Origin of the sequence: Enterococcus sp. DIV0183 (assembly GCF_050541505.1) — a bacterium.
In the GTDB taxonomy this organism is placed as follows: Bacteria; Bacillota; Bacilli; order Lactobacillales; family Enterococcaceae; genus Enterococcus; species Enterococcus faecalis.
Window position 1 is genome coordinate 652219 of the sequence record NZ_CP172932.1, and the last position, 21664, is coordinate 673882.

At 38.0% G+C, this 21664-nt stretch carries 21 protein-coding genes; 19 read left to right on the forward strand and 2 right to left on the reverse strand.

The features are described from left to right. The first annotated feature begins 2 nt into the window (after positions 1–2). The 9 genes from IGK72_RS03330 (at position 3) to cshA (ending at position 10053) form a co-directional block, all read left to right on the forward strand. A complete protein-coding gene (locus IGK72_RS03330) occupies positions 3–1112 on the forward strand; it encodes an amidohydrolase/deacetylase family metallohydrolase (protein WP_002381282.1) in 1110 nt (369 codons plus the stop codon). After that, complete coding sequence (locus IGK72_RS03335) at positions 1102–2208, forward strand: DgaE family pyridoxal phosphate-dependent ammonia lyase (RefSeq protein ID WP_104880581.1); 1107 nt, start codon at positions 1102–1104, stop codon at positions 2206–2208. Before IGK72_RS03330 ends, IGK72_RS03335 begins: the two co-directional genes overlap by 11 nt. Positions 2209–2211: 3 nt before the next feature. After that, positions 2212–2955, forward strand: a complete 744-nt coding sequence (gene dagF, locus IGK72_RS03340; RefSeq protein WP_002361094.1) for a 2-dehydro-3-deoxy-phosphogluconate aldolase — start codon at positions 2212–2214, stop codon at positions 2953–2955. Positions 2956–2964: 9 nt separating this feature from the next. Then, positions 2965–3975, forward strand: a complete 1011-nt coding sequence (locus IGK72_RS03345; RefSeq protein ID WP_002415894.1) for a sugar kinase — start codon at positions 2965–2967, stop codon at positions 3973–3975. Between the two features lie 93 nt (positions 3976–4068). After that, a complete protein-coding gene (locus tag IGK72_RS03350) occupies positions 4069–5097 on the forward strand; it encodes a hypothetical protein (protein WP_023895573.1) in 1029 nt (342 codons plus the stop codon). Further along, positions 5094–5540, forward strand: a complete 447-nt coding sequence (locus IGK72_RS03355) for a YaiI/YqxD family protein (protein ID WP_010775653.1) — start codon at positions 5094–5096, stop codon at positions 5538–5540. The genes IGK72_RS03350 and IGK72_RS03355 overlap by 4 nt, the downstream gene beginning before the upstream one ends. Before the next feature lie 140 nt (positions 5541–5680). Further along, positions 5681–6751 (forward strand): D-alanine--D-alanine ligase, encoded by a 1071-nt coding sequence (locus IGK72_RS03360; protein ID WP_002355721.1) that lies wholly within the window; start codon positions 5681–5683, stop codon positions 6749–6751. Between the two features lie 78 nt (positions 6752–6829). Continuing rightward, the gene (locus tag IGK72_RS03365; RefSeq protein ID WP_023895574.1) at positions 6830–8203 is read left to right on the forward strand and encodes a UDP-N-acetylmuramoyl-tripeptide--D-alanyl-D-alanine ligase; all 1374 of its coding nucleotides are present in this window, start codon (positions 6830–6832) and stop codon (positions 8201–8203) included. Between the two features lie 302 nt (positions 8204–8505). Beyond that, positions 8506–10053: a degradosome RNA helicase CshA gene (cshA, locus tag IGK72_RS03370; RefSeq protein WP_002355724.1), complete on the forward strand. Its 1548-nt coding sequence runs from the start codon at positions 8506–8508 to the stop codon at positions 10051–10053. A 60-nt stretch (positions 10054–10113) separates the two neighbouring features. Here the strand turns inward: cshA and IGK72_RS03375 are convergent, their stop codons facing one another. Further along, on the reverse strand, positions 10114–10380 hold the full coding sequence (locus IGK72_RS03375; protein WP_010820702.1) for a hypothetical protein: 267 nt from the start codon (positions 10378–10380) through the stop codon (positions 10114–10116). Between the two features lie 304 nt (positions 10381–10684). Here IGK72_RS03375 and acpS point away from each other — a divergent pair, with 304 nt between their 5' ends. The 7 genes from acpS to lepB all read left to right on the forward strand — a co-directional run bounded on the left by acpS (position 10685) and on the right by lepB (position 16023). Continuing rightward, positions 10685–11038, forward strand: a complete 354-nt coding sequence (acpS, locus tag IGK72_RS03380) for a holo-ACP synthase (protein ID WP_002355727.1) — start codon at positions 10685–10687, stop codon at positions 11036–11038. A 29-nt stretch (positions 11039–11067) separates the two neighbouring features. Further along, on the forward strand, positions 11068–12183 hold the full coding sequence (alr, locus tag IGK72_RS03385) for an alanine racemase (RefSeq protein ID WP_002355728.1): 1116 nt from the start codon (positions 11068–11070) through the stop codon (positions 12181–12183). A 15-nt stretch (positions 12184–12198) separates the two neighbouring features. After that, positions 12199–12576, forward strand: a complete 378-nt coding sequence (locus IGK72_RS03390) for a type II toxin-antitoxin system PemK/MazF family toxin (protein ID WP_002355729.1) — start codon at positions 12199–12201, stop codon at positions 12574–12576. Between the two features lie 317 nt (positions 12577–12893). Beyond that, positions 12894–13589 carry a hypothetical protein gene (locus IGK72_RS03395; protein WP_010826423.1) on the forward strand — a complete coding sequence of 232 codons (696 nt, stop codon included), beginning with the start codon at positions 12894–12896 and terminating at the stop codon, positions 13587–13589. A gap of 24 nt (positions 13590–13613) precedes the next feature. Next, on the forward strand, positions 13614–14909 hold the full coding sequence (locus IGK72_RS03400) for a hypothetical protein (protein WP_070416146.1): 1296 nt from the start codon (positions 13614–13616) through the stop codon (positions 14907–14909). Further along, complete coding sequence (locus tag IGK72_RS03405) at positions 14890–15216, forward strand: hypothetical protein (RefSeq protein ID WP_002364740.1); 327 nt, start codon at positions 14890–14892, stop codon at positions 15214–15216. Before IGK72_RS03400 ends, IGK72_RS03405 begins: the two co-directional genes overlap by 20 nt. A 57-nt stretch (positions 15217–15273) precedes the next feature. Beyond that, the gene (gene lepB / locus IGK72_RS03410; protein WP_070416145.1) at positions 15274–16023 is read left to right on the forward strand and encodes a signal peptidase I; all 750 of its coding nucleotides are present in this window, start codon (positions 15274–15276) and stop codon (positions 16021–16023) included. A 54-nt stretch (positions 16024–16077) separates the two neighbouring features. On the opposite strand, the gene IGK72_RS03415 is transcribed toward lepB, so the two are convergent. Next, a complete protein-coding gene (locus IGK72_RS03415) occupies positions 16078–17556 on the reverse strand; it encodes a helix-turn-helix domain-containing protein (protein WP_010826425.1) in 1479 nt (492 codons plus the stop codon). 173 nt (positions 17557–17729) lie between these two features. Here IGK72_RS03415 and IGK72_RS03420 point away from each other — a divergent pair, with 173 nt between their 5' ends. The 3 genes from IGK72_RS03420 (at position 17730) to IGK72_RS03430 (ending at position 21617) form a co-directional block, all read left to right on the forward strand. Next, complete coding sequence (locus tag IGK72_RS03420) at positions 17730–18482, forward strand: tyrosine-protein phosphatase (protein ID WP_002355736.1); 753 nt, start codon at positions 17730–17732, stop codon at positions 18480–18482. 78 nt (positions 18483–18560) lie between these two features. Next, on the forward strand, positions 18561–18791 hold the full coding sequence (locus IGK72_RS03425) for a hypothetical protein (RefSeq protein ID WP_002363254.1): 231 nt from the start codon (positions 18561–18563) through the stop codon (positions 18789–18791). Positions 18792–18911: 120 nt separating this feature from the next. Further along, positions 18912–21617, forward strand: a complete 2706-nt coding sequence (locus IGK72_RS03430) for a YhgE/Pip domain-containing protein (protein WP_002355738.1) — start codon at positions 18912–18914, stop codon at positions 21615–21617. Positions 21618–21664 lie beyond the last annotated feature (47 nt).

The window sequence follows — 21664 nt, forward strand, 5'->3', positions numbered from 1 at the left end:
ATATGGACTACGATTTACTTATAAAAAATGGACAGACAGTAGATGGTATGCCTGTTGAAATTGCAATTAAAGAGAAAAAAATAGCTGCTGTTGCAGCAACTATTTCAGGTTCTGCAAAAGAAACTATCCACTTAGAACCAGGTACTTATGTATCCGCAGGCTGGATAGATGATCACGTTCATTGTTTTGAAAAAATGGCTCTTTATTATGATTATCCAGATGAAATTGGGGTCAAAAAGGGTGTTACGACAGTGATTGATGCTGGGACAACAGGTGCTGAAAACATTCATGAATTTTATGACTTAGCGCAGCAAGCAAAAACAAATGTTTTTGGATTAGTCAATATTTCTAAATGGGGCATCGTTGCTCAGGACGAACTCGCAGATTTAAGTAAAGTACAAGCGAGTTTAGTCAAAAAAGCGATTCAAGAATTACCAGATTTTGTTGTAGGGATTAAAGCCCGTATGAGTAGGACCGTTATTGGCGATAACGGCATTACGCCTTTAGAATTGGCCAAACAGATTCAGCAAGAGAACCAAGAAATTCCCTTAATGGTTCACATTGGATCAGCACCGCCTCATTTAGATGAAATTTTAGCCTTGATGGAAAAAGGGGATGTCCTAACCCATTGTTTTAATGGGAAAGAAAATGGCATCTTAGACCAAGCAACGGATAAAATAAAAGATTTCGCTTGGCAAGCGTACAACAAAGGAGTCGTATTTGATATCGGGCATGGTACGGATAGTTTCAATTTTCACGTAGCTGAAACAGCGTTGCGCGAGGGAATGAAAGCTGCATCAATTAGCACAGATATCTACATCCGTAACCGAGAAAATGGTCCTGTTTATGATTTAGCCACAACGATGGAAAAACTCCGTGTGGTCGGCTATGATTGGCCAGAAATTATTGAAAAGGTAACCAAGGCTCCTGCTGAGAATTTCCATTTAACGCAAAAAGGCACGTTGGAAATAGGTAAAGATGCTGATTTAACGATTTTCACGATTCAAGCAGAAGAAAAAACATTGACTGATTCTAATGGATTGACACGAGTAGCCAAAGAGCAAATTCGCCCAATCAAAACAATTATTGGAGGACAAATCTATGACAATTAGTTACGAAAAATTCCACTTAAAAGAAGTCATTAATGCTTCTGGCAAAATGACCATTCTAGGTGTCTCCAAAGTTTCGGAGGCAGTCCTCGCGGCTCAACGATTCGGCGGCGAACATTTCTTTGAAATGAGTGAACTTAGTGTGCAAACAGGGGCCTTTTTAGCTAACTTGTTGAAGGTAGAAGATGCCCAAATCGTTTCCTCGGCTTCGGCGGGGATTGCCCAATCGGTGGCTGCCTTGATTGGAAAAGGCAGCTTGTACCACGCGTATCATCCCTATACAGAAAAAATCGAACAGCGAGAGATTATTTTACCTAAAGGGCACAACGTGGACTACGGTACGCCTGTAGAAGTCATGGTAGCGCAAGGCGGCGGCCAAGTGGTGGAAGCTGGCTACGCCAACATGTGCAGTCCAGAACACGTGGAAATGATGATTTCCGAAAAAACAGCGGCCATTCTATACATCAAAAGCCATCATACCGTGCAAAAAAGTATGCTGACGGTGGCCGAAGCGGCCAAAGTGGCGCAACGCCACAAGGTGCCGCTAATTGTTGACGCGGCAGCAGAAGAAGATCTTTTCAAATACACTGAAGCAGGCGCTGATTTGGTGATTTACAGCGGCGCCAAAGCCATCGAAGGGCCAAGTGCCGGTTTAGTGGTCGGGAAAAAAGAATACATTGACTGGGTGCGCCTACAAGGCAAAGGCATTGGTCGAGCAATGAAAATTGGCAAAGACAATATCCTAGGCTTTACGCAAGCAGTGGAAGAATACTTGGCGCATGGCAGTGAATCAGGGGCTTCGATGCAAGAACGCTTAAAACCGTTTGTTGAAGCCATCAACAACCTGTCAGATTTAACCGCTAAAATCGTCCAAGATGGCGCCGGACGAGACATTTATCGCGCCAGTGTCAAAGTGGACGGCAGAAAAACCGCCAAGGAAGTCATCCAAGCGTTAAAAGCAGAAAGTCCAGCCATTTATACGCGTGAATATCAAGCCAACAATGGCATCATTGAATTTGACATTCGTTCTGTCAATCAGGAAGAAATGAACAAAATCGTGCAACGATTACAAGAAATTATGGACACAAAGGAGAAATAAGCCATGTCATTAAAACCTAATTATTTAGAAGAACGCATTTGTTTAAACGTCTTAGCCAATTCAGTAGAAAATGCCCAAGCCTGTTATGAAGCAGCAGAAGGGCATGTTGTGTTAGGCGTCCTTTCAAAAAACTATGAAACCGATGAAGCAGCCATTGACGATATGAAAAAATACCAAGCAGCAACCAACAACGCTTTATCTGTCGGCTTAGGGGCTGGCGATCCTAATCAAAGTCAAATGGTGGCTCGCTTATCAGAAGTTCTACAACCGCAACACGTGAACCAAGTCTTCACAGGTGTCGGCGCTTCGCGGGCCTTACTTCGTCAAGACGAAACAGTGATTAATGGCTTGGTTTCACCCACAGGCAAAGTTGGCTATGTCAACATTGCGACAGGTCCGTTAAGCTCTGGTGCGCCAGCGGCGGAAGTGCCTATCGAAACCGCCATCAAATTGTTGAAAGACATGGGGGGCAGTTCCATTAAATATTTCCCGATGAAAGGCTTGGCTCACAAAGAAGAATACCAAGCAGTAGCAGCAGCTTGTGCCAAGTATGACTTTTATTTAGAGCCAACAGGAGGCATTGATTTAGAAAACTTTGAAGAAATTGTTCAAATTGCGGTGGATGCCGGCGTTAAAAAAATCATTCCTCATGTCTACAGCTCAATTATCGATCAAGAAACAGGGGACACTAGAACAGAAGATGTGAAAACGTTACTAACCATGATGAAAAACACATTGAATAAGTAGGTGGCAAAGATGAAAATTGCTGCGTTTGGTGAAGTCATGCTTCGTTTCACTCCGCCAGAGTATCTAATGTTAGAACAAACAGAGCAGTTAAGAATGAACTTTGTAGGGACTGGCGTAAATCTCTTAGCAAATTTGGCTCATTTTCAACTAGAAACAGCATTGATTACGAAATTACCTGCCAATCGTCTTGGTGAAGCTGGCAAAGCAGCGCTAAGGAAGTTAGGAATTTCAGATCAATGGGTAGGAGAAAAGGGCGATCATATTGGTAGTTTTTTTGCAGAAATGGGTTATGGAATCCGACCCACACAAGTAACTTATCAAAATCGCCATCAGAGTGCTTTTGGCATCAGCGAGGCGAAGGACTACGATTTTGAGGCCTTTTTAGCGGAAGTAGATATGGTGCATATTTGTGGTATTTCGTTAAGTTTAACTGAAAAAACTCGTGATGCTGCTTTGATACTTGCGCAAAAGGCGCATGCCTGTCAAAAGAAAGTTTGTTTTGACTTTAATTATCGACCTAGTTTGAATACAGCAAATAGCGCACTCTTTATGCGTCAACAGTACGAACGCATTTTACCTTATTGTGATATTGTTTTTGGCAGTCGTCGTGATTTGGTCGAGCTATTAGGTTTCATTCCGCGAGAAGATTTAGAAGGTGAGGCACAAGAAACTGAACTGATTCAGCGTTTCATGTCTCAATACAATTTGGAATGGTTTGCTGGGACAACGAGAAGTCATTCCCAAAATCAAAACTACTTAAGTGGGTATTTATATACCCAAAATGAGTACCAACAGAGTGAAAAAAGACCGCTTCTTAATCTTGATCGAATTGGTGCTGGTGATGCTTATGCGGCGGGGATTTTATATGGCTATAGCCAAAATTGGTCGTTAGAAAAGGCAGTTACCTTTGCCACAGTCAATGGGGTCCTTGCACATACGATTCAAGGAGATATTCCTTTGACAACGGTCAAACAAGTGAATCACGTTCTTGAGCATCCGAATATTGATTTAATTCGTTAAAGAAGAAAACCAGAAGAAAAGTCGTGTGTGGCTTTTCTTCTGGTCTTTTTTTCATTATAATTAAAAGAAACAGATTGCAAAGGAGGCAGCAGGATGAGTGTTGCACATCTTTTAACAGTTTTAGAAAATGATGAATTTATTGAACGGATTCAAAAACGACCAGAAGCGTTCATTGGAACGACTGGCTTAGTCGGCTTAGAGAATTTACTTGTTCAGACAATTAACGGTTTATTAGAGTTTTTCATTGAAAAGAATCAAGGGAAAATTGCTATACAGTTATCGCGTCAACAAATCTCTTTTCAGGTATCTTCCACACGACCGCTTGTTTTTGAACAAAAGCAAGTCGATTTAGAACCACCTTTTCTGTATTTATCTGTTTTACAAGCCTTCTCAAAACAAGTAGGGATCAGTATCGATCAAGAAAAACAGCGAACTATTTTTATTTACCATCAAGGGCAATTGAAAAAACGATTATTATTACCTATTGAAGAAACCCAGGAACGAATTGAAGTCTTGTTTTGGCCAGATACGCAAATTTTTGGTACAGAATCACTTTCTTATATGCGTGTTTTACAACAATGTCAACAGATTGCTATGTTGAATCCAGGCTTAAAGATTCTCTTAACACAAGAAGAGGAACAAAAAAATCTTTGTTATTACCCTAAAGGTTTAAGTAATTATTTATTTGAAAAAGATAACCCATTAACTAGAAAAGCTACACCGATTATTCAAGCCAAGCAAACAGAATTGGCCCTTGTTCAATTTATTTTAAGTAAAAATCATGCGCCGCAAGTGCAAAAAACATTTGTTAATGGGCATTATCCCAGTCTTGGTGGAACCCACTATGAGGGCTTTCTTGATGGCGTAGTGGCCGCCTTCAATCAATTTTTAGAGGAGCAACATTACTCATTATCTGTGACAGCAGATAGTTTTTTAGCAGAATTTGATTTTGTTTTAGCCATTACGATACCAAAGCCCCGCTACACTGATGCAACGAAAACCATTTTAAGAAATACAGAGTTATATGAAGTGGTTAAAGAAGTCGTTTTTGACGAATTACAACACTATTTTCAACGTCATCCCAAATGGTTAGAGCAAGGAAGAAGCGAGGGAAATGAATGAAAATTTTTGTCGATGGCGATGGTTCACCTGTGAAAGAGACGGTTATTGAAGTCGCTGTAGAGAAAGCTTTGGATGTGGTGATTGTTACTAGTGTAGATCATTATTCCTTAAAAGATTATCCAGAAAATGTCTCTTTTGTGTATGTTGATAAAGGAGCGGATGCTGCTGATTTTAAAATTGTGCAGTTAATAAAAAAAGGGGATCTTTTAATTACACAAGATTATGGCTTAGCTTCCTTGGTTTTGCCAAAAGGAGTGTCGGTTTTACATCAACTGGGTTATCAATATACGAAAGAAAATATTGATGGCTTGTTAGAACAACGCTATTTTAGTGGCCAAATTCGGCGAAAAGGTGGCCGAACGAAAGGACCTAAACCTTTTACAGACAAAGATAGAACAACGTTTAAACAAGCCCTTATTGAGCTGGTGGAACGGAGTCTTTAGCAAGGAAAAGGCAAGCAAAGAAGTTTTCCTTCACTAAATTTGCTTCTATTATGAAACTGGGTTTTATGCTAAAATAAGTAAGGATAATTTGAAAAATAATTTTTTCTAAAAGACAGGAAAGAAACTAGGAGGACAAGCATTTGAAGATTATTTTGTTGTATGGCGGCAGAAGTGAAGAGCACGATGTGTCTGTTTTGTCTGCATATTCCGTTTTAAATGCAATCTATTATAAATATTATCAAGTACAGTTAGTCTTTATTAGTAAAGACGGTCAATGGGTAAAAGGCCCTCTCTTATCTGAACGACCACAAAATAAAGAAGTTTTACATTTAACTTGGGCACAAACACCTGAAGAAACAGGCGAATTTTCAGGAAAACGAATCAGTCCTTCGGAAATTTATGAAGAAGAAGCGATTGTTTTCCCTGTTTTACATGGGCCAAATGGTGAAGATGGAACAATTCAAGGATTCATGGAAACCATTAATATGCCTTATGTGGGCGCAGGTGTCTTAGCTAGTGCTAACGCAATGGACAAAATCATGACGAAATATCTTTTACAAACTGTTGGCATTCCACAAGTACCATTCGTGCCAGTTTTAAGAAGTGACTGGAAAGGAAATCCAAAAGAAGTCTTTGAGAAATGTGAAGGTTCTTTAATCTATCCGGTCTTTGTTAAACCTGCCAATATGGGTTCTAGTGTCGGAATTAGCAAAGCGGAAAATCGTGAAGAATTGCAAGAAGCATTGGAAGAAGCTTTCCGTTATGATGCCCGAGCAATTGTTGAACAAGGGATTGAAGCACGTGAAATTGAAGTAGCCATTTTAGGAAATGAAGATGTCCGTACGACTTTACCTGGTGAAGTGGTGAAAGATGTCGCTTTCTATGATTATGATGCAAAATACATCAATAACACGATTGAAATGCAAATCCCAGCACATGTTCCAGAAGAAGTAGCTCATCAAGCGCAAGAATACGCTAAAAAAGCGTATATTATGTTAGATGGAAGTGGCTTAAGTCGCTGTGATTTCTTCTTAACAAGCAAAAACGAATTATTCCTGAATGAATTGAACACCATGCCTGGTTTTACTGACTTTAGTATGTATCCTTTACTATGGGAAAATATGGGCTTGAAATACAGTGATTTAATTGAGGAACTGATTCAGTTAGCTTTGAATCGTTTTAAACAACGCCAAGAATTTTATAATAACTAAGAAGAAAAAATCACACAAGACTGGGACATGACAAGACTTTGGCATGTCCCAGTCCCTGTGTCAGAGGAGCAAAACATAATGAAATTAACCTTCTGGGAAGTAGCGCAAGCGGTTGAAGCCAGTAATGATTGGCAACAATGGCCTGATTTTCCTTTAACAGGCATTGAATTTGATAGTCGTAAAATTGTGAAAGGAAACCTTTTTGTTCCTTTACAAGGTGAAAATGATGGTCATCGTTTTATTGAGAGTGCCATGGCTAATGGCTGTCAGGCCGCTTTTTGGGGACAGGATTTAGTCGATGCACCGCAACAATTGCCTGTTTTGCATGTTACTGATCCACTGGTTGCTATGCAAAAATTAGCTACCTATTATTTAAATAAAATGCAACCGAATGTCATCGCTGTGACTGGCAGTAATGGAAAAACTACCACTAAAGATTTAATTGCTGCTGTGTTATCTGAAAAGTTTGTGACTTACAAAACGCAAGGCAATTACAATAATCAAATTGGCTTACCCTATACTATTTTACACATGCCTGATGAAACAGAAAAACTGATTTTAGAAATGGGCATGGATCATGCTCAGGAAATTTCTTTCCTTTCCAATCTGGCTCAGCCAGAAGTTGCTGCCATTACAATGATTGGCGAAGCCCATGTGGAAAATTTAGGTTCACGAGCAGGCATTGCACAAGCAAAAATGGAAATCGTAGATGGTTTAGCCAAAGACGGTAGTTTATTTGTGCCAAGCGATGAACCTTTGCTAGAACCATTGGTGGAAAAAGTTACGCAACAAGTGATTACTTTTGGTTTTAGCCAGGAAAGTCAACTTCAAGGAATCGTCACAAATGAAGCCAAAGAGCAAACCTCATTCAAAATCAGTGATACACAAATGACGTTTACGATTCCAGTGCCAGGAACCTATAATGTCACCAATGCATTAATCGCAATTGGCATTGGTCGGTATTTCCAATTAACGGATAGTGAGATTCAAAAAGGGTTGGCTACAGCGGAACTAACAAAGAATCGGACAGAATGGCTGAAAGCAGCGAATGGTGCCGAAATTTTAAGTGATGTGTACAATGCCAATCCGACAGCTATGGGTCTTGTTCTGGACAGTTTTAGCAAAATGTCCAAAGTAGGAAAACGAATTGCTGTTTTAGGAGACATGCTGGAATTAGGCCCTGATTCTGCTGCCATGCATCAAGAAATGGCGCAGCATTTAGCCCCAGATGCGATTGAAGAAGTCTTTTTATATGGTTCTGAAATGGCTTATTTAGCTGATAAATTGCAAGAAACCTATGCACCAGCTAACATTCATTCTTTTAAAAAAGAAGAAAAAAATGAGTTGATTGAAGCTGTCAAAAAAGTCTTACAGCCAGAAGATATGGTGGTTTTAAAGGGAAGTAACGGGATGGGACTTCGTGAAGTCATCGATGCACTTTTGGAAAAGTAAATAAGTTTCATAAAACTTGCTGAAAATAGGATTCTATGATAGAATGACCTATTGCCGGAAGATGACGAGAAAAATTGAATCGTAGTAAATAAAATAGATCTATTTCTATGTTTAATAATAAATGTGAAGCTGAACGACCACGTTTGGCTTTTCTAATGCCATAAGGTGAATTTTTCGGTGAAATCAGGAAAGAAGAAATAGTTGGCACACTATAATGGATTTCTTTTTAACAACTGAAAGTGAAGACACCTGAAACTAGGAAGAAATCGTTCTTTCCGAAACAAAATCTAGGAGGATATCATTTGAAATTTAAAGAACTTGGTTTAGCGCCAGAATTATTATCAGCGGTAGAACGCGCAGGCTTCGAGGAAGCAACCCCTATTCAATCAGAAACAATTCCGTTAGCGTTAGCAGGAAAAGACGTAATCGGACAAGCACAAACAGGAACAGGGAAAACCGCTGCTTTTGGCTTACCAATGCTTAACAAAATTGACGCAGACAACCGCGTTATTCAAGGATTAGTCATTGCACCAACCCGTGAGTTGGCTATCCAAACACAAGAAGAGTTATTCCGTTTAGGCCGCGATAAAAAGATTCGCGTCCAAGCCGTTTACGGTGGGGCTGATATCGGTCGCCAAATCCGTGGACTAAAAGATCGTCCACATATCGTTGTAGGTACACCAGGACGCTTACTAGACCATATTAACCGTCGTACCTTGAAATTAGAAACTGTTGAAACATTAGTTTTAGACGAAGCAGATGAAATGTTAAACATGGGCTTCTTGGAAGACATTGAAAAAATCATCTCACAAGTGCCAGAACAACGTCAAACACTTCTATTTTCAGCAACTATGCCGCCAGCAATCAAGAATATTGGCGTGAAATTCATGAAACAACCAGAACATGTGAAGATTAAAGCCAAAGAAATGACGGCTGATTTAATTGATCAATATTATGTACGTTCAAAAGACTTTGAAAAATTTGACATTATGACACGTTTACTAGACGTGCAAACCCCAGAATTGACCATTGTCTTTGGTCGGACAAAACGCCGTGTTGATGAACTTGCCCGCGGGTTAGAAGCGCGTGGTTACAAAGCAGAAGGCATCCATGGCGACCTATCACAACAAAAACGGATGAGCGTTTTACGTTCATTCAAAAATGGTAACTTAGATATCTTAGTGGCAACAGATGTAGCAGCACGTGGGTTAGATATTTCAGGTGTCACCCATGTCTATAACTACGATATTCCACAAGATCCAGAAAGTTATGTTCACCGTATTGGTCGGACAGGTCGTGCTGGTAAAGGTGGTATGTCTGTGACGTTTGTAACACCAAACGAAATGGGTTACTTACATGTCATCGAAAACCTAACGAAAAAACGGATGACACCATTACGTCCACCAACCGAAAAAGAAGCATTTAAAGGACAATTAAGTGCAGCTGTTGAAACCATCGAAAGTGATCTAGAAGAAAATGGTTTAGACAAATATCTAGAATCTGCTGAAGCGTTATTAGAAAAATATTCAGCGACAGACTTAGCTGCGTTATTATTAAAAACAGTAGCGAAAGATCCAGCAGATGCGGTTCCTGTAAAAATTACCCCAGAACGACCATTGCCTTCAAATAAAAAAGGCTTTAACAAAAATGGCCGTGGTGGTGGCGGTGGGAACAACCGTAATCGCAACCGTGGTGGCAATGGTAAAGGTGGCAGCTATCGTGGCAACAAAAACCATAAAGATGGCGACCGTAATTACAAAAATAGCGACCGCAAAAATAAAGATCAACGTGGCGGCAAACGTCATAACGATAAAAAACGTGGTTTCGTCATTCGCGAAAACGCCAAATAATCAAAAGAGCGAGTGTTCCGTTCATAGACGGAACACTCGCTCTTTTTTGGTAGATAATCGTTAAATAGAAAAACTTAAAAAAAGTAAAAAAGGCATCAAAATGATATAGAAAAAGAAAAACGCCAAAATTATCCAAGTTTTCAACGGGGAAGTTACATTGAAGAGTTTCATTTTTTGTTGTAGCAAATGAATGGTTATAATCCAAACCAGTTGCAAGAGAAAAAATAGGCTGGGATTTTTAAAGAAGATTGGAAATATGTAGAGCAACAAAGTAAAAATAAATAGGGCGCAACGAAGTAACTTTTTTTGCCGAGAAGTTAAAGTCATACGTTTTTCTCCTTTTTCTTTTTATTCTCCCATAAGTAGCCAAAATTTTCTATAAAATATCAGAACATCCGCTTAGTTTTCTGATTTTTTTCCGATACTTCTTAGTTGTTTTCTTACTTTTATAAAAATTCAGAAAAATTTTATAAAAATGTAAATAGGAAGAAAACGTATGGTACTTCAATTTGTGTGAGGATCTTGTAAAACATTCTTTATTTTTTTAGCGAATCAGTGGAAAAATTTTGAAATTTTGTTAAAATGAAAGGTAATTCGGAGTAACTATATTAAATAGGAAGTAAGGCGGAAAATGATAAAGGGAATTGGTATTGACGCAGTAGAATTAAGTCGGATAAAACCGATTGTTGAAAAACAAGGATCGTTTATTCAACGGGTTTTAACACCTAACGAATTGACCCTTTTTGAAAAGTTATCTACAAAACGTCAAATAGAATTTTTAGCTGGTCGTTTTGCTTGTAAAGAAGCGTTTTCTAAAGCATGGGGCACAGGGATTGGTAAAGTTGGTTTACAAGATATTGAGGTGCTGACTGAAAAGACAGGTGCACCATACGTAGCAAACTCGCCCCATAATGGTAAAGTGTTTGTCTCGATTACGCACACAGATACTATGGCGATTGCACAAATTGTTTTAGAAAGCGAATAATAGAAGCAACGAAGAAAGAAGGATGTACAATGGTCGTTGGATGGCATCGTCCTACACGGTTACATATCGATACGCAAGCAATTACTGAAAATGTCCAAAAGGAATGTCAACGTTTGCCAGAAGGAACCGCTTTATTTGCGGTTGTAAAAGCGAACGGCTATGGGCATGGCGCCGTAGAATCCGCTAAAGCGGCGAAAAAAGGTGGCGCGACAGGTTTTTGTGTCGCCTTATTGGATGAAGCAATTGAATTGAGAGAAGCAGGTGTTCAGGACCCCATTTTAATTTTGAGTGTGGTAGACTTAGCTTATGTGCCTTTGTTGATTCAATATGATTTGTCTGTAACGGTAGCTACACAAGAATGGTTAGAAGCTGCTCTTCAACAACTAACGCCTGAGAGTAACACGCCATTACGTGTTCACTTAAAAGTCGATACTGGCATGGGACGGATTGGCTTTTTAACCCCAGAAGAGACTAAGCAAGCAGTGCGGTTTGTTCAATCCCACAAAGAATTTTTATGGGAAGGGATTTTTACTCATTTTTCAACAGCTGATGAAATCGATACAAGCTATTTTGAAAAACAAGCAGGGCGTTTTAAGGCTGTTCTAGCAGTTTTAGAAGAGTTACCTCGGTATGTCCATGTTAGCAATAGTGCGACAGCGTTATGGCATCCTGATGTGCCAGGAAACATGATTCGCTATGGGGTAGCCATGTATGGATTGAACCCTTCAGGTAATAAGCTGGCCCCAAGCTATGCGTTAAAGCCGGCCTTACGGTTGACCAGTGAACTCATCCATGTAAAACGCTTAGCGGCTGGTGAAGGGATTGGCTATGGCGAAACCTACGTAACTGAAGCTGAAGAATGGATTGGGACAGTGCCAATCGGCTATGCAGATGGCTGGTTGCGTCATCTCCAAGGATTTACAGTGCTCGTGAATGGTAAGCGTTGCGAAATCGTCGGACGAGTGTGTATGGATCAATGTATGATTCGTTTAGCAGAAGAAGTTCCTGTCGGCTCAGTCGTTACATTAGTTGGAAAAGATGGCAATGAAGAAAATACGTTACAAATGGTAGCCGAAAAATTAGAAACCATTCATTATGAAGTTGCATGTACTTTCTCACAAAGAATCCCCAGAGAATATAACTAGATAGGAGGTTCCACTATGGTCAAACGCGGAGATATTTATTTTGCAGACCTTTCCCCAGTAGTGGGCTCGGAACAAGGTGGCGTCAGACCTGTCCTTGTTGTCCAAAATAACTTAGGTAATCATTTTAGCCCAACGATTATCGTTGCGGCGATCACAGCCAAAATGGCAAAGCCAAAATTGCCAACACATATCGGGATTAATTCTGATGAAACAGGCATTGAAAAAGATTCAGTGATTCTTTTAGAGCAGATTCGAACAATCGATAAGGGCCGCTTGAAAGAAAAAGTTTGTCATTTGAGACTTGATATTATGGAAGAAGTTGATCGTGCCTTAGGCATCAGTGTTGGACTTAGTAGCGATTCAGCCCCAGCAAAAGCAAATTCAGCTACATAAAGAACGATAGCTACTATGAAATCAACAAAGACTAATTAGATTTTTTAAAAAGCGACTGATTGAATTTGGTTCGCTAAACATAGTTTGAGTAAAAGCGAGAGAGATGGCCAAGTGGCATCTCTCTTTTTTGTTTTATATTTTAAAAATTAAAATATAAATATAAAATATAAAATTTTATCATCGTATTTTAAATAAAGTTGTTGGCAAGGCTCAAACGGAATGTTACAATCAATACTATATAGAGTTTTTAAAGAGCGTAACAGGTGATTTTACAAGTTTTGATTGTCGAGCGATGACATAAAGGAGATTATATTTGTATGATGATTGTTGTACTTTTAATGAGTAGTTGCTTATTTTTATTTGTAAGCTATCAATTGTATTTGCGATTACTTGTCGAAAAACTGGATTCAGAGGACCGGACATTAAAGAGGAAAATAAATTTCTATAAGTATCAGAAAAATAGTCGTTTAATGATTTATTTATTGTTTAGTATTTGTCTACTTAGCGTATTATTGTTAGGAATTGTTTATACATATTATCAATTAAATCAACGAAATATCCGCATGGAACAGCGGATCGAGCGTTTGGCACAAGGCCAAGCTGCTCAAGGTGACAAAATAAAAAAACAAGCGATTAAAAAAACAGCCTTAAATCAGTTTCCCTGGAAGCAAGCTGTTTCGGCAGAATCGGCCGCTGTCTTGACTAATTATGAATTACAATTAGCGCGTGAATGGCGTCCTTACCTCGGAGAGACGAGTATCACAATGATTAGAAGTGAAAAAACACAAACCTTGACACTGTCTGTTTTTTCAGTTGGCTTAAGTTACCATGAATTTCAAACAGGCCAAGACAATATTGTAGCACTTATTGCAGCGTTGAATTCAGTTAAAGAAATCACCATGATTGATTTTAATTTTACTTATCGAGATCAAGAGCAAACCCTTGTCAAATCCATTGATACGTATGCTCGTGAGACGCTTGAAACAAATTTGGAGCCTGTCGTGATTAGTTAAAAGGACGAGAGAAAGGACATATATATGACAAAAAGACGTTTAATCAAAAAAATTAAAGATATTTCGGATGATACGCTTGAAAAAGAAGTCTTTTTTCAGCCAGGATTCGAACCAGAAAAAATAATTAGCGGAATCAAACCAGAACAACAGGAAAAAGAAATGGCGACGTTAAGAGAAAGGCTCGCCTACTATCAGAAAAAAGAAACAGCCTTTAAAAAACTTCAAGAAGAAAATGAGCAATTAAAGAACCAACAAGAAACGGAAAAACAAGCATTAGAAGAAAAAAATCAGTCATTACTTGAAATACTAAATCAAAAAGAACATGAAATTTTTGAATTGGAAGAGCAACTGGAAACAAACAGTGAAACCACGACAGAGGCTACTACTCTTCAAACAAATCTGCAAAATGCAGAAAAACAATTAACCACTGTACATAATCAAATGGAACGTTTAGAAAGTGAATTAACGCAGCAAGTGGCAGAATTAGAAAAAGAATCGGCTGAACAGCAACAACATATCCAGACATTACACAACCAGTTAGCAGAAGAAAAAGGAAAGTTGGAGAAAAAAGGGGATATTACAGGAATGGAAAAGCAAGTAGAAACGTTAACGACAGAATTAGAAGAAAGCACAATGACTCAACAAGCATTGCAGGAACAAATTGAAAAACTAACTGTACAATTACAAAAAGTAGAAGCCGAAAAACAAACCTTACAAGAGGCTGCCCAACAAGAAGTGATTGTGAAACAACGCATGGAGGAGTTAAAGAATGAGCTTCAAAATAGTTTACAGCAAAAAAATGAAGCGGAAGTAAAACTAGGTCGACTACAAGGTGTCAATGACAAACATCTTGCTGAAAAGCAAGTTTACGAAGGGGAATTAGCTGCTCTAAGAAAAGAAGTAGAGGCCAAAGAAGACAGTTTAGAACAAGTTCAAAAAGAATTGAAGACACTACAAGCCGTTTCAAAAAATATTGAACCGAGTAGTGAGCAGTTAACAGAACTGCTACGCGCAAAACAGCAAATTAACGATTTATTAATGAAAAATCAGCAATTACAAGAAGAGGCTTTAAAATCGCAACAAGAAATTGGCGAAGTGATGGTTTCTGCCAAAAAAGAAGCCAATCGGATTGTTAATGAAGCGAAAGTAGAAGCAAAACACCTAATCAATTCCGCAGAATTAGAAATGTTAAATATTGGTAATCGAGCGAAAAGTATTTCGAATGAAGTCGAAGCATCAAAAGTAGAAGTACTTGAGATTTATCGCGAATTAGAGGAACGCTTAACTAAACTGACACGTCTTGAACAAGATAACTATTAATAAAATGGTCAGTAAAAAGTTAACGGGAGCAAGGAAACTACATTGTCTTGGGGTCCTTTTTTTAGCTGTTACATTAAGTAGCTCCGCAGAAAGATTACAGGCTGCTGCTGTCTCAAAGGAAGAGCAGTCGCTAAGGCAACCGCTTATCAGGAAAAACATAGTAACAGAGAAGAGCGAATATCTTGTAGAAGCAAATCAAAGTATTTGGGAGCTGGCACAAGATGCGCAGAAACCATTGAATCAGTTTATGAAGGAAAACCAGTTACGTAGTAGTTATATAAAAAAAGGAACGCAATTAGTTAAATAGAAAAAAGGAGCAAGAAAGGAAAAGTTTATTTAAGAAGCTTTTCCTTTTAAGAAAACGATGGAAGAATGGATAAAGCCCGTTATGCGAACAATTCGCCACATTAAGCGCGCCTTCTTGAAGCAAAAGTTGCCTGCGACATATCAGCTAAAAAAGCAAAAGGTTAACACAGCAATGGAATATTTGCTTGAGCAAACAGATAACCATCAATCAATAAGAGGACCGAAAAGAAAAATGACCGCTGAAGAGATTAAAAAAAAGCGGCAAGCCTACCAAAAGAAACAACGCGTCCAAGTCGTTAAATTTTTTATGCCAGCTATTCTTTTCGCCATTTTTGTGTTCTTTTTTGTGTTAAAGACATCTAGCTACCCAATTGCTGGGCAATCCATGAAGCCGACACTTAACGCAGGGGAACGAGTCTTAGTACAACGGACGAAGCAAGTAGCAAGGTACGATGTGATTGCATTTAAAGCACCGCTAGCTAGCAAAGGTACGTACGTCAAGCGAATCATCGGGGTTCCTGGTGATCGAATTTGGGTAAACGAGGGAAAACTTTATCTTTCAGAAGAACCTATAGCAAGCGATAATGAGGCACTGCCTGAGAATGCCAGTCGTTTTGACTTATCAGAAGAAGCGGCAGCCCAACTTCGCCTGTTTCAGAAGATTCCAGCTGGTCATTACTTTGTCTTAGGGGACAATCGTACGCATTCAAGTGATAGTCGTACGTTCGGCTTTGTCGAGATACAAGCGATTGAAGGAATCGTGGTATTTAAAATGGCGCCGTTTAAGGAAATAGGGAAAGTAAAATAAAAAGCTTAAGTCAGCCATCTGAGAGTAGGGCACTTAAGCTTTTTTTATTAGAGATTATTTGCCCAATAACAATTGAATGATTTTTTCAATTGATTGTAGGTCGTAACGATTACTAATATCCGAAAAAATATAGTAATGGTCATACTGGGCAACGAGCTGTTCATTATTGGTATTCATTAAAAGCAAATCATAATGGTTTTCTGCGTTGTAAGGCTCAATTTTCAGCGGATATTTTCCAGCGATACTCTGTTGTATTTTTTGTGCTACCAACTCGCTATAAGCACTGCTCAGTGAGTGATAAACACCAATCGTTATTTTTTTTTCATTTAATTCAGCAATGTGATTCAAAATAAGTGTATAATTAATTTCAGTAAATTGATTTTGGTACTTAGAAGCAGTGACTTTTGTGGCAAAGTTCGTTGTAGCGATCTCCACTAATTCGTAAACTTCACTTTCGCTAAAAGGATGACGTACGACTTTCAAAAGTGACTGAATTGTCCAATAATCAAAGGGTAAAATAAATCCTGAAAAATAATAGAGTTGCGCATGTAATTGGAAAAGTAAATTTTCAATATAAAGTAGCCGAATAGGCAGCACGTAATGGGATAAATAACCACGTGCTTTAAGGTACGTTAAAATGACCCGGTTCATTTCGTTAAGATACGTTTTTTCAATTCGTTGTTGTTTTGCTAAACGAAAGGCGAAAGCAGCATTCGCAGAATAATTATGCATGGAACAAAAAAAGTCATAAAACATATAGGCTTCATTGATTGTATATGGACGGTCGATTCTTTTCATATATGTATGTATAGATAAATTAATTTCTTCAAATAAAGGTCGATCGAGTTGGACATCATGTGGACTAATCGTTGGCAGGGGTTCTAAAACCATGCGACGAAAAGAAATTTTCATCCAAAGTTTAATTTGGAGAATTTCTGTATGGTCAAAGGTAATTCTGGGGATTTCTTGTAGTATCTCGATTAATCCTAGGTATTGATTGGCCAGTTCTTTTTCTAAATCTGTTTTTTCTTCAAAGATAAACCAGAAAAAATTAAAAAAGAAAAAGCGAATTTGTTTTTCTTCGCCGACAAGTTTTCCTCGTTTGATACGTAAATTAAACTCATTGAGTAAGTCATTTAATTCAACAATTTTTCGATAATAGGTAGCAGAGCTAATGGCATAATTCTGTTGGAAATACCCGCCATTTATTTCATTTTTATGGAAGAGTTGCTGGACCATGTGAAACTTAATAGATTTATCTAAGAACAACATGATCATTGCTTTCATGGAAAAGGTAGGCGCTTTATTTAGATATAGAGTGTCACCTAATACTGTTAAGGTGAGGTTTTCTTGAAGTTGCTCTTCTTTCAAAAATTGCTCTAAAAAAGAAAGATACTCATTCAATGTTGGTAAACTAATATTGAAAAAATCTACTAATTCATTTCGTGTCGCTTGACCTTTATTATTATATAGGAACAATAAAATATCATTCATATAATCATAAGGCTTTTCTAAAAAATCTCGTTTTAGCATCGTTACTCACCTCTCTTTTAAGAATACTGTATCTATGATAAAATGGCAATAAACAACTGATAAAAAGATTGTTTTTTGAGGTGTTTTTTATTATCGTTGAGAAAAAGAAATAATAAGAAAAAACAAAGTATTTAAATGACAACAAAATAATTAAAATGAAGGAGCGACAGAACATGAACAGCGTAGTGAACTTTAGAGATATTGGAGGATTTCCAACGCAACAAGGCACAGTTGTCAAGACAGGACATTTTTTTCGGAGTGGTGAACTCGTCAATGTTGCACAAGCGGATCAACAGAAACTGGTAGAGGACTATCAAATTAAACGAATCTATGATTTTAGAAGTGCAGCGGAAACGCAAGAACGACCAGATGATTCAATTCAAGGAACCAACTATCTACATATAGATATTTTGGCCGATATTCAGGCGCAGACTGCTTCATTAGAAGGAATGCTTAAAACGGTTGGTTCACCCGATGAAGCAATGGACATGGCTTATAAAGAAATGGTTCTTTCCAATTCGGGGCGCAAAGGTTACCAAACATTTTTTGAAAACTTTTTAAGTTATCCACAGGAAGCTATTTTATTTCATTGTTTCGCAGGAAAAGATCGAACAGGAATCGGCGCAGCCTTGATATTAAGTGCTTTAGGTGTGGAACATTCTTATATTTTAGAAGATTATTTAAAGACGAACGAGCAAAGAAAAACCGCTAACGAGCAAATTATTGCGCAATATCAAGCAAATGGAACGCCTCCAGCAGAAATTCAACAATTAGAAACGCTGCTTTATGTGAAAAAAGAGTACTTAGCGACCGCTTTACAGGCGATTGAAAAAGAATTTGGTTCGGTAGAGGGCTATTTAAAAGAGGGACTCGGCTTACCTTTATCCGCCAAAAAAGACATGCTAAGTCTGTACACAAAATCATAGATCCTAAAAAAAGGACTATCCTTTCTAAAAAAGAAGTTTTATAATAGAAAAGAATCCGTTTGTAAGGAGGGATAGGGAATGAAAGAAGGACAAGAACAATTCTTAACGTTCATACTAAATCGAACAAAAGAAGATAAAAAAGAAAAAATGCAAGCGCTACTTGCAGAAATGTTTGAACGCCAACAAACAGGCAAATTAGATAAAATGTACTTGATGACAAAAGCACCAAAACTTTTGGCTTATTTAAAACCAGAAGCCATTGATGAAGTTAAACAAGTCGTTTCGGAATTTTCTAAAAATATGAAATAAACAATCTTAGCTTGAACTTACGACATTTTAAAAATGTGTCGTAACATTCAAGCTTTTGTTTGTTATTCTCTTGTATTTTATGCTAAAGTTATTCAGGCACAAAAAAAAGCAGGTGATTTTATGAAACATATAAAAAATACATGGGAACTATTTATTTTAGATTGGAAAAGAATTTTTAAAAACCCAGTAGCAACATTTTTGATTGTTGCCTTAATGATTATTCCATCATTATATGCATGGTTTAACATTAAAGCACTATGGGATCCGTATTCAAATACAGGAGAGTTACCAATAGCGGTCTATAGTGATGACCAAACAGCAACTTTTCAAGATAAATCGGTCAATATTGGTGATGAAGTCTTGAAAAACTTGAAGAAAAACAAGCAATTAGGTTGGCGTTTTGTTGATTCGAAAAAGGAATTAGACAAAGGGGTCCAATCAGGAAAATATTTTGCCGGGATTTATTTACCTAAAGATTTTTCCAAAGATTTGCTAAGTTTTACTTCTGGTGACATCAATAAACCTAAAATTGAATACTCAATCAATGAAAAAATTAATGCAATTGCGCCGAAAATTACGTCAAAAGGCGCTTCTTCCATTCAGTCACAAATTTCGGAAGAATTCATCAAAACGGCAAGTAGTACGTTAATCAAAACATTCAATGATATTGGCTATGATATTGATAAAAACATGGTCAGCATTCAAAAAGTTAAGAGCATGATTTTAGATACAGATGCCAACATTGGAACCATTGACACGTACGCGAAACAAGTCACAGACTTACATGGTAAGATGCCTGAGCTAAAAGAAAAATTAGCGAAAGCCAACGATGCGATGAAATATTTACCTGAAGTTGATGCTTTAGGAGAGAAGATTGTTGAGCTAAATGGCAAAATGCCAAGCATCAAAGAACAAGCTAGTGTTATTTTGACGTTACAAGAAAAAATTCCAGAAATTCAAAACGCTGGCCGACAAATTGCTATGATTGATGAAGACTTTGCCTCTGTGGAACAAACAATGAGCGAAGGAATCCAAGAAGCAAAACAAGGATTAGAAATCATTCAACAAGTCCAAACGGCGTTACCAGATATTCGTAAACTAGGTGATCAAGCCAATGATTTAGGGAATGTCACATTAGATGGCGCCAATAAATTGCAAGAGGCGTTACCAAGCATTACGAATAGCGTTGAAGTGACTTTGAAATCTATCCAGCAAGTTGCTACAACAACAACTTCTGTAGTCGCGACTATTCGTCAAGCGTTAGATGATGGACAGTTAACGCCAGAAGAAAAACAACATATTAATGAAGTAGTACAAGATTTCACAACTAATATCCAACGGCAACAGCAAGCAATTAACGACATTATTGCGTTTATGAAACAACTGCAAGAAAATGCTGGTAATCATGACTTAGATGGTGCGATTGCTCAATTAAGCCATGTAAATGATTTATTAACAGATTTTAGCAATCGCTTGAATCAATTAAATGCTTTAGTCCAAGCGGGTGATATCTCTGGAGTACAAAATTATTTAAATGAGATTGACGAAATGGCAACTAATATTTCTAGTATTGTGGGCAGTGTTGATGTAAACGGAATTAGTAATACCGTTTCAACCATTTTAAACAAACTAACTAGTACCATCCAAAACGCTCAAGGTCAACTAAACAAAGCACAACAAATTGACTTTGAAGGGTTATTGAGTTCAACAAGTCAAACGGTCACTAATGCGATTTCTTTATTAGAAAAATATCAAGCCGAAATGCCGGCAATTAAACAAGAAATTCATGATGCGAATACGATGTTGAATGGCAATATGGAAACCATTGTCAATGGCATTAACCGTGGTGCTGATTTGTACAAAAACGATTTACCAGTCATTCAAGATAAAGTCAGCAAAGCGGCAGCCTTTATGCAAAATGACTATCCAGGTATCCGAAAAGATTTAACGAATACCTTGAAAACAGTCAATGAGAAAATGCCAGATGTTGAAGCGGCCTTAGACAAAGCCAACGAGCTGATTATTAATGATTGGCCAAATATCAAAACAGGATTACACAAAGCAGCGAATGCAATCCGTAAAGGTGAAAAAGAAGTTGATTTAGGCGAAATTCTTAAATTACTAAAATTAGATGCCAATAAAGAAAGTGACTTCTTTACACAACCAGTTGAAGTCAAAGAACATGCTGTTTATCCGATTGCTAATAATGGTTCGGCAAGTACCCCATTCTATACAGCTTTGTGTTTATGGGTTGGCGCTGTGTTATTTTCAAGTGTTGCGACAACAGATGTTTATCTTGAAGGAAAAGATAAAAAACGCTTTTCTAAACGGGAACAATTTTCAGCACGGATGTTTACCTTCATTGTCATGGGGATTGGTCAAGCACTGATTGTAACCTTAGGTAATTACTTTGCGTTAGGCGTAGATGTTCGTAATCCAGCGTATAGCGTCTGGTTTGCGGTATTGATTGCCATTACGTTTATGATAATGGTTTATGTGCTTGTTGCTCTCTTTGGCAATGTAGGGAAAGGAATTGCGATAATAATCTTGGTACTATCCATCTCTGGTGGGGGTGGGAACTACCCAATTCAAGTCTCAGGTAAATTCTTCCAAATGATTAATCCGTTCTTGCCGTTTACGCATGCCGTGAACTTGCTAAGGGAATCAGCAGGAGGCATTTACTGGCCAAATGCTTGGTTTGCAATTTGGATTATGGTGGGGATTTCAGTCGTCTTTAGTATTGGCGGTGCAATTCTTTATCCACATCTGGAACACAGATCGAAAAAATTTGCGGCTTTAGCACAAAAGAGCCATTTATTCCATTAAAAAACAAAAAGCTGAAAACGTCTCTAGCGTTTTCGGCTTTTTGTTTT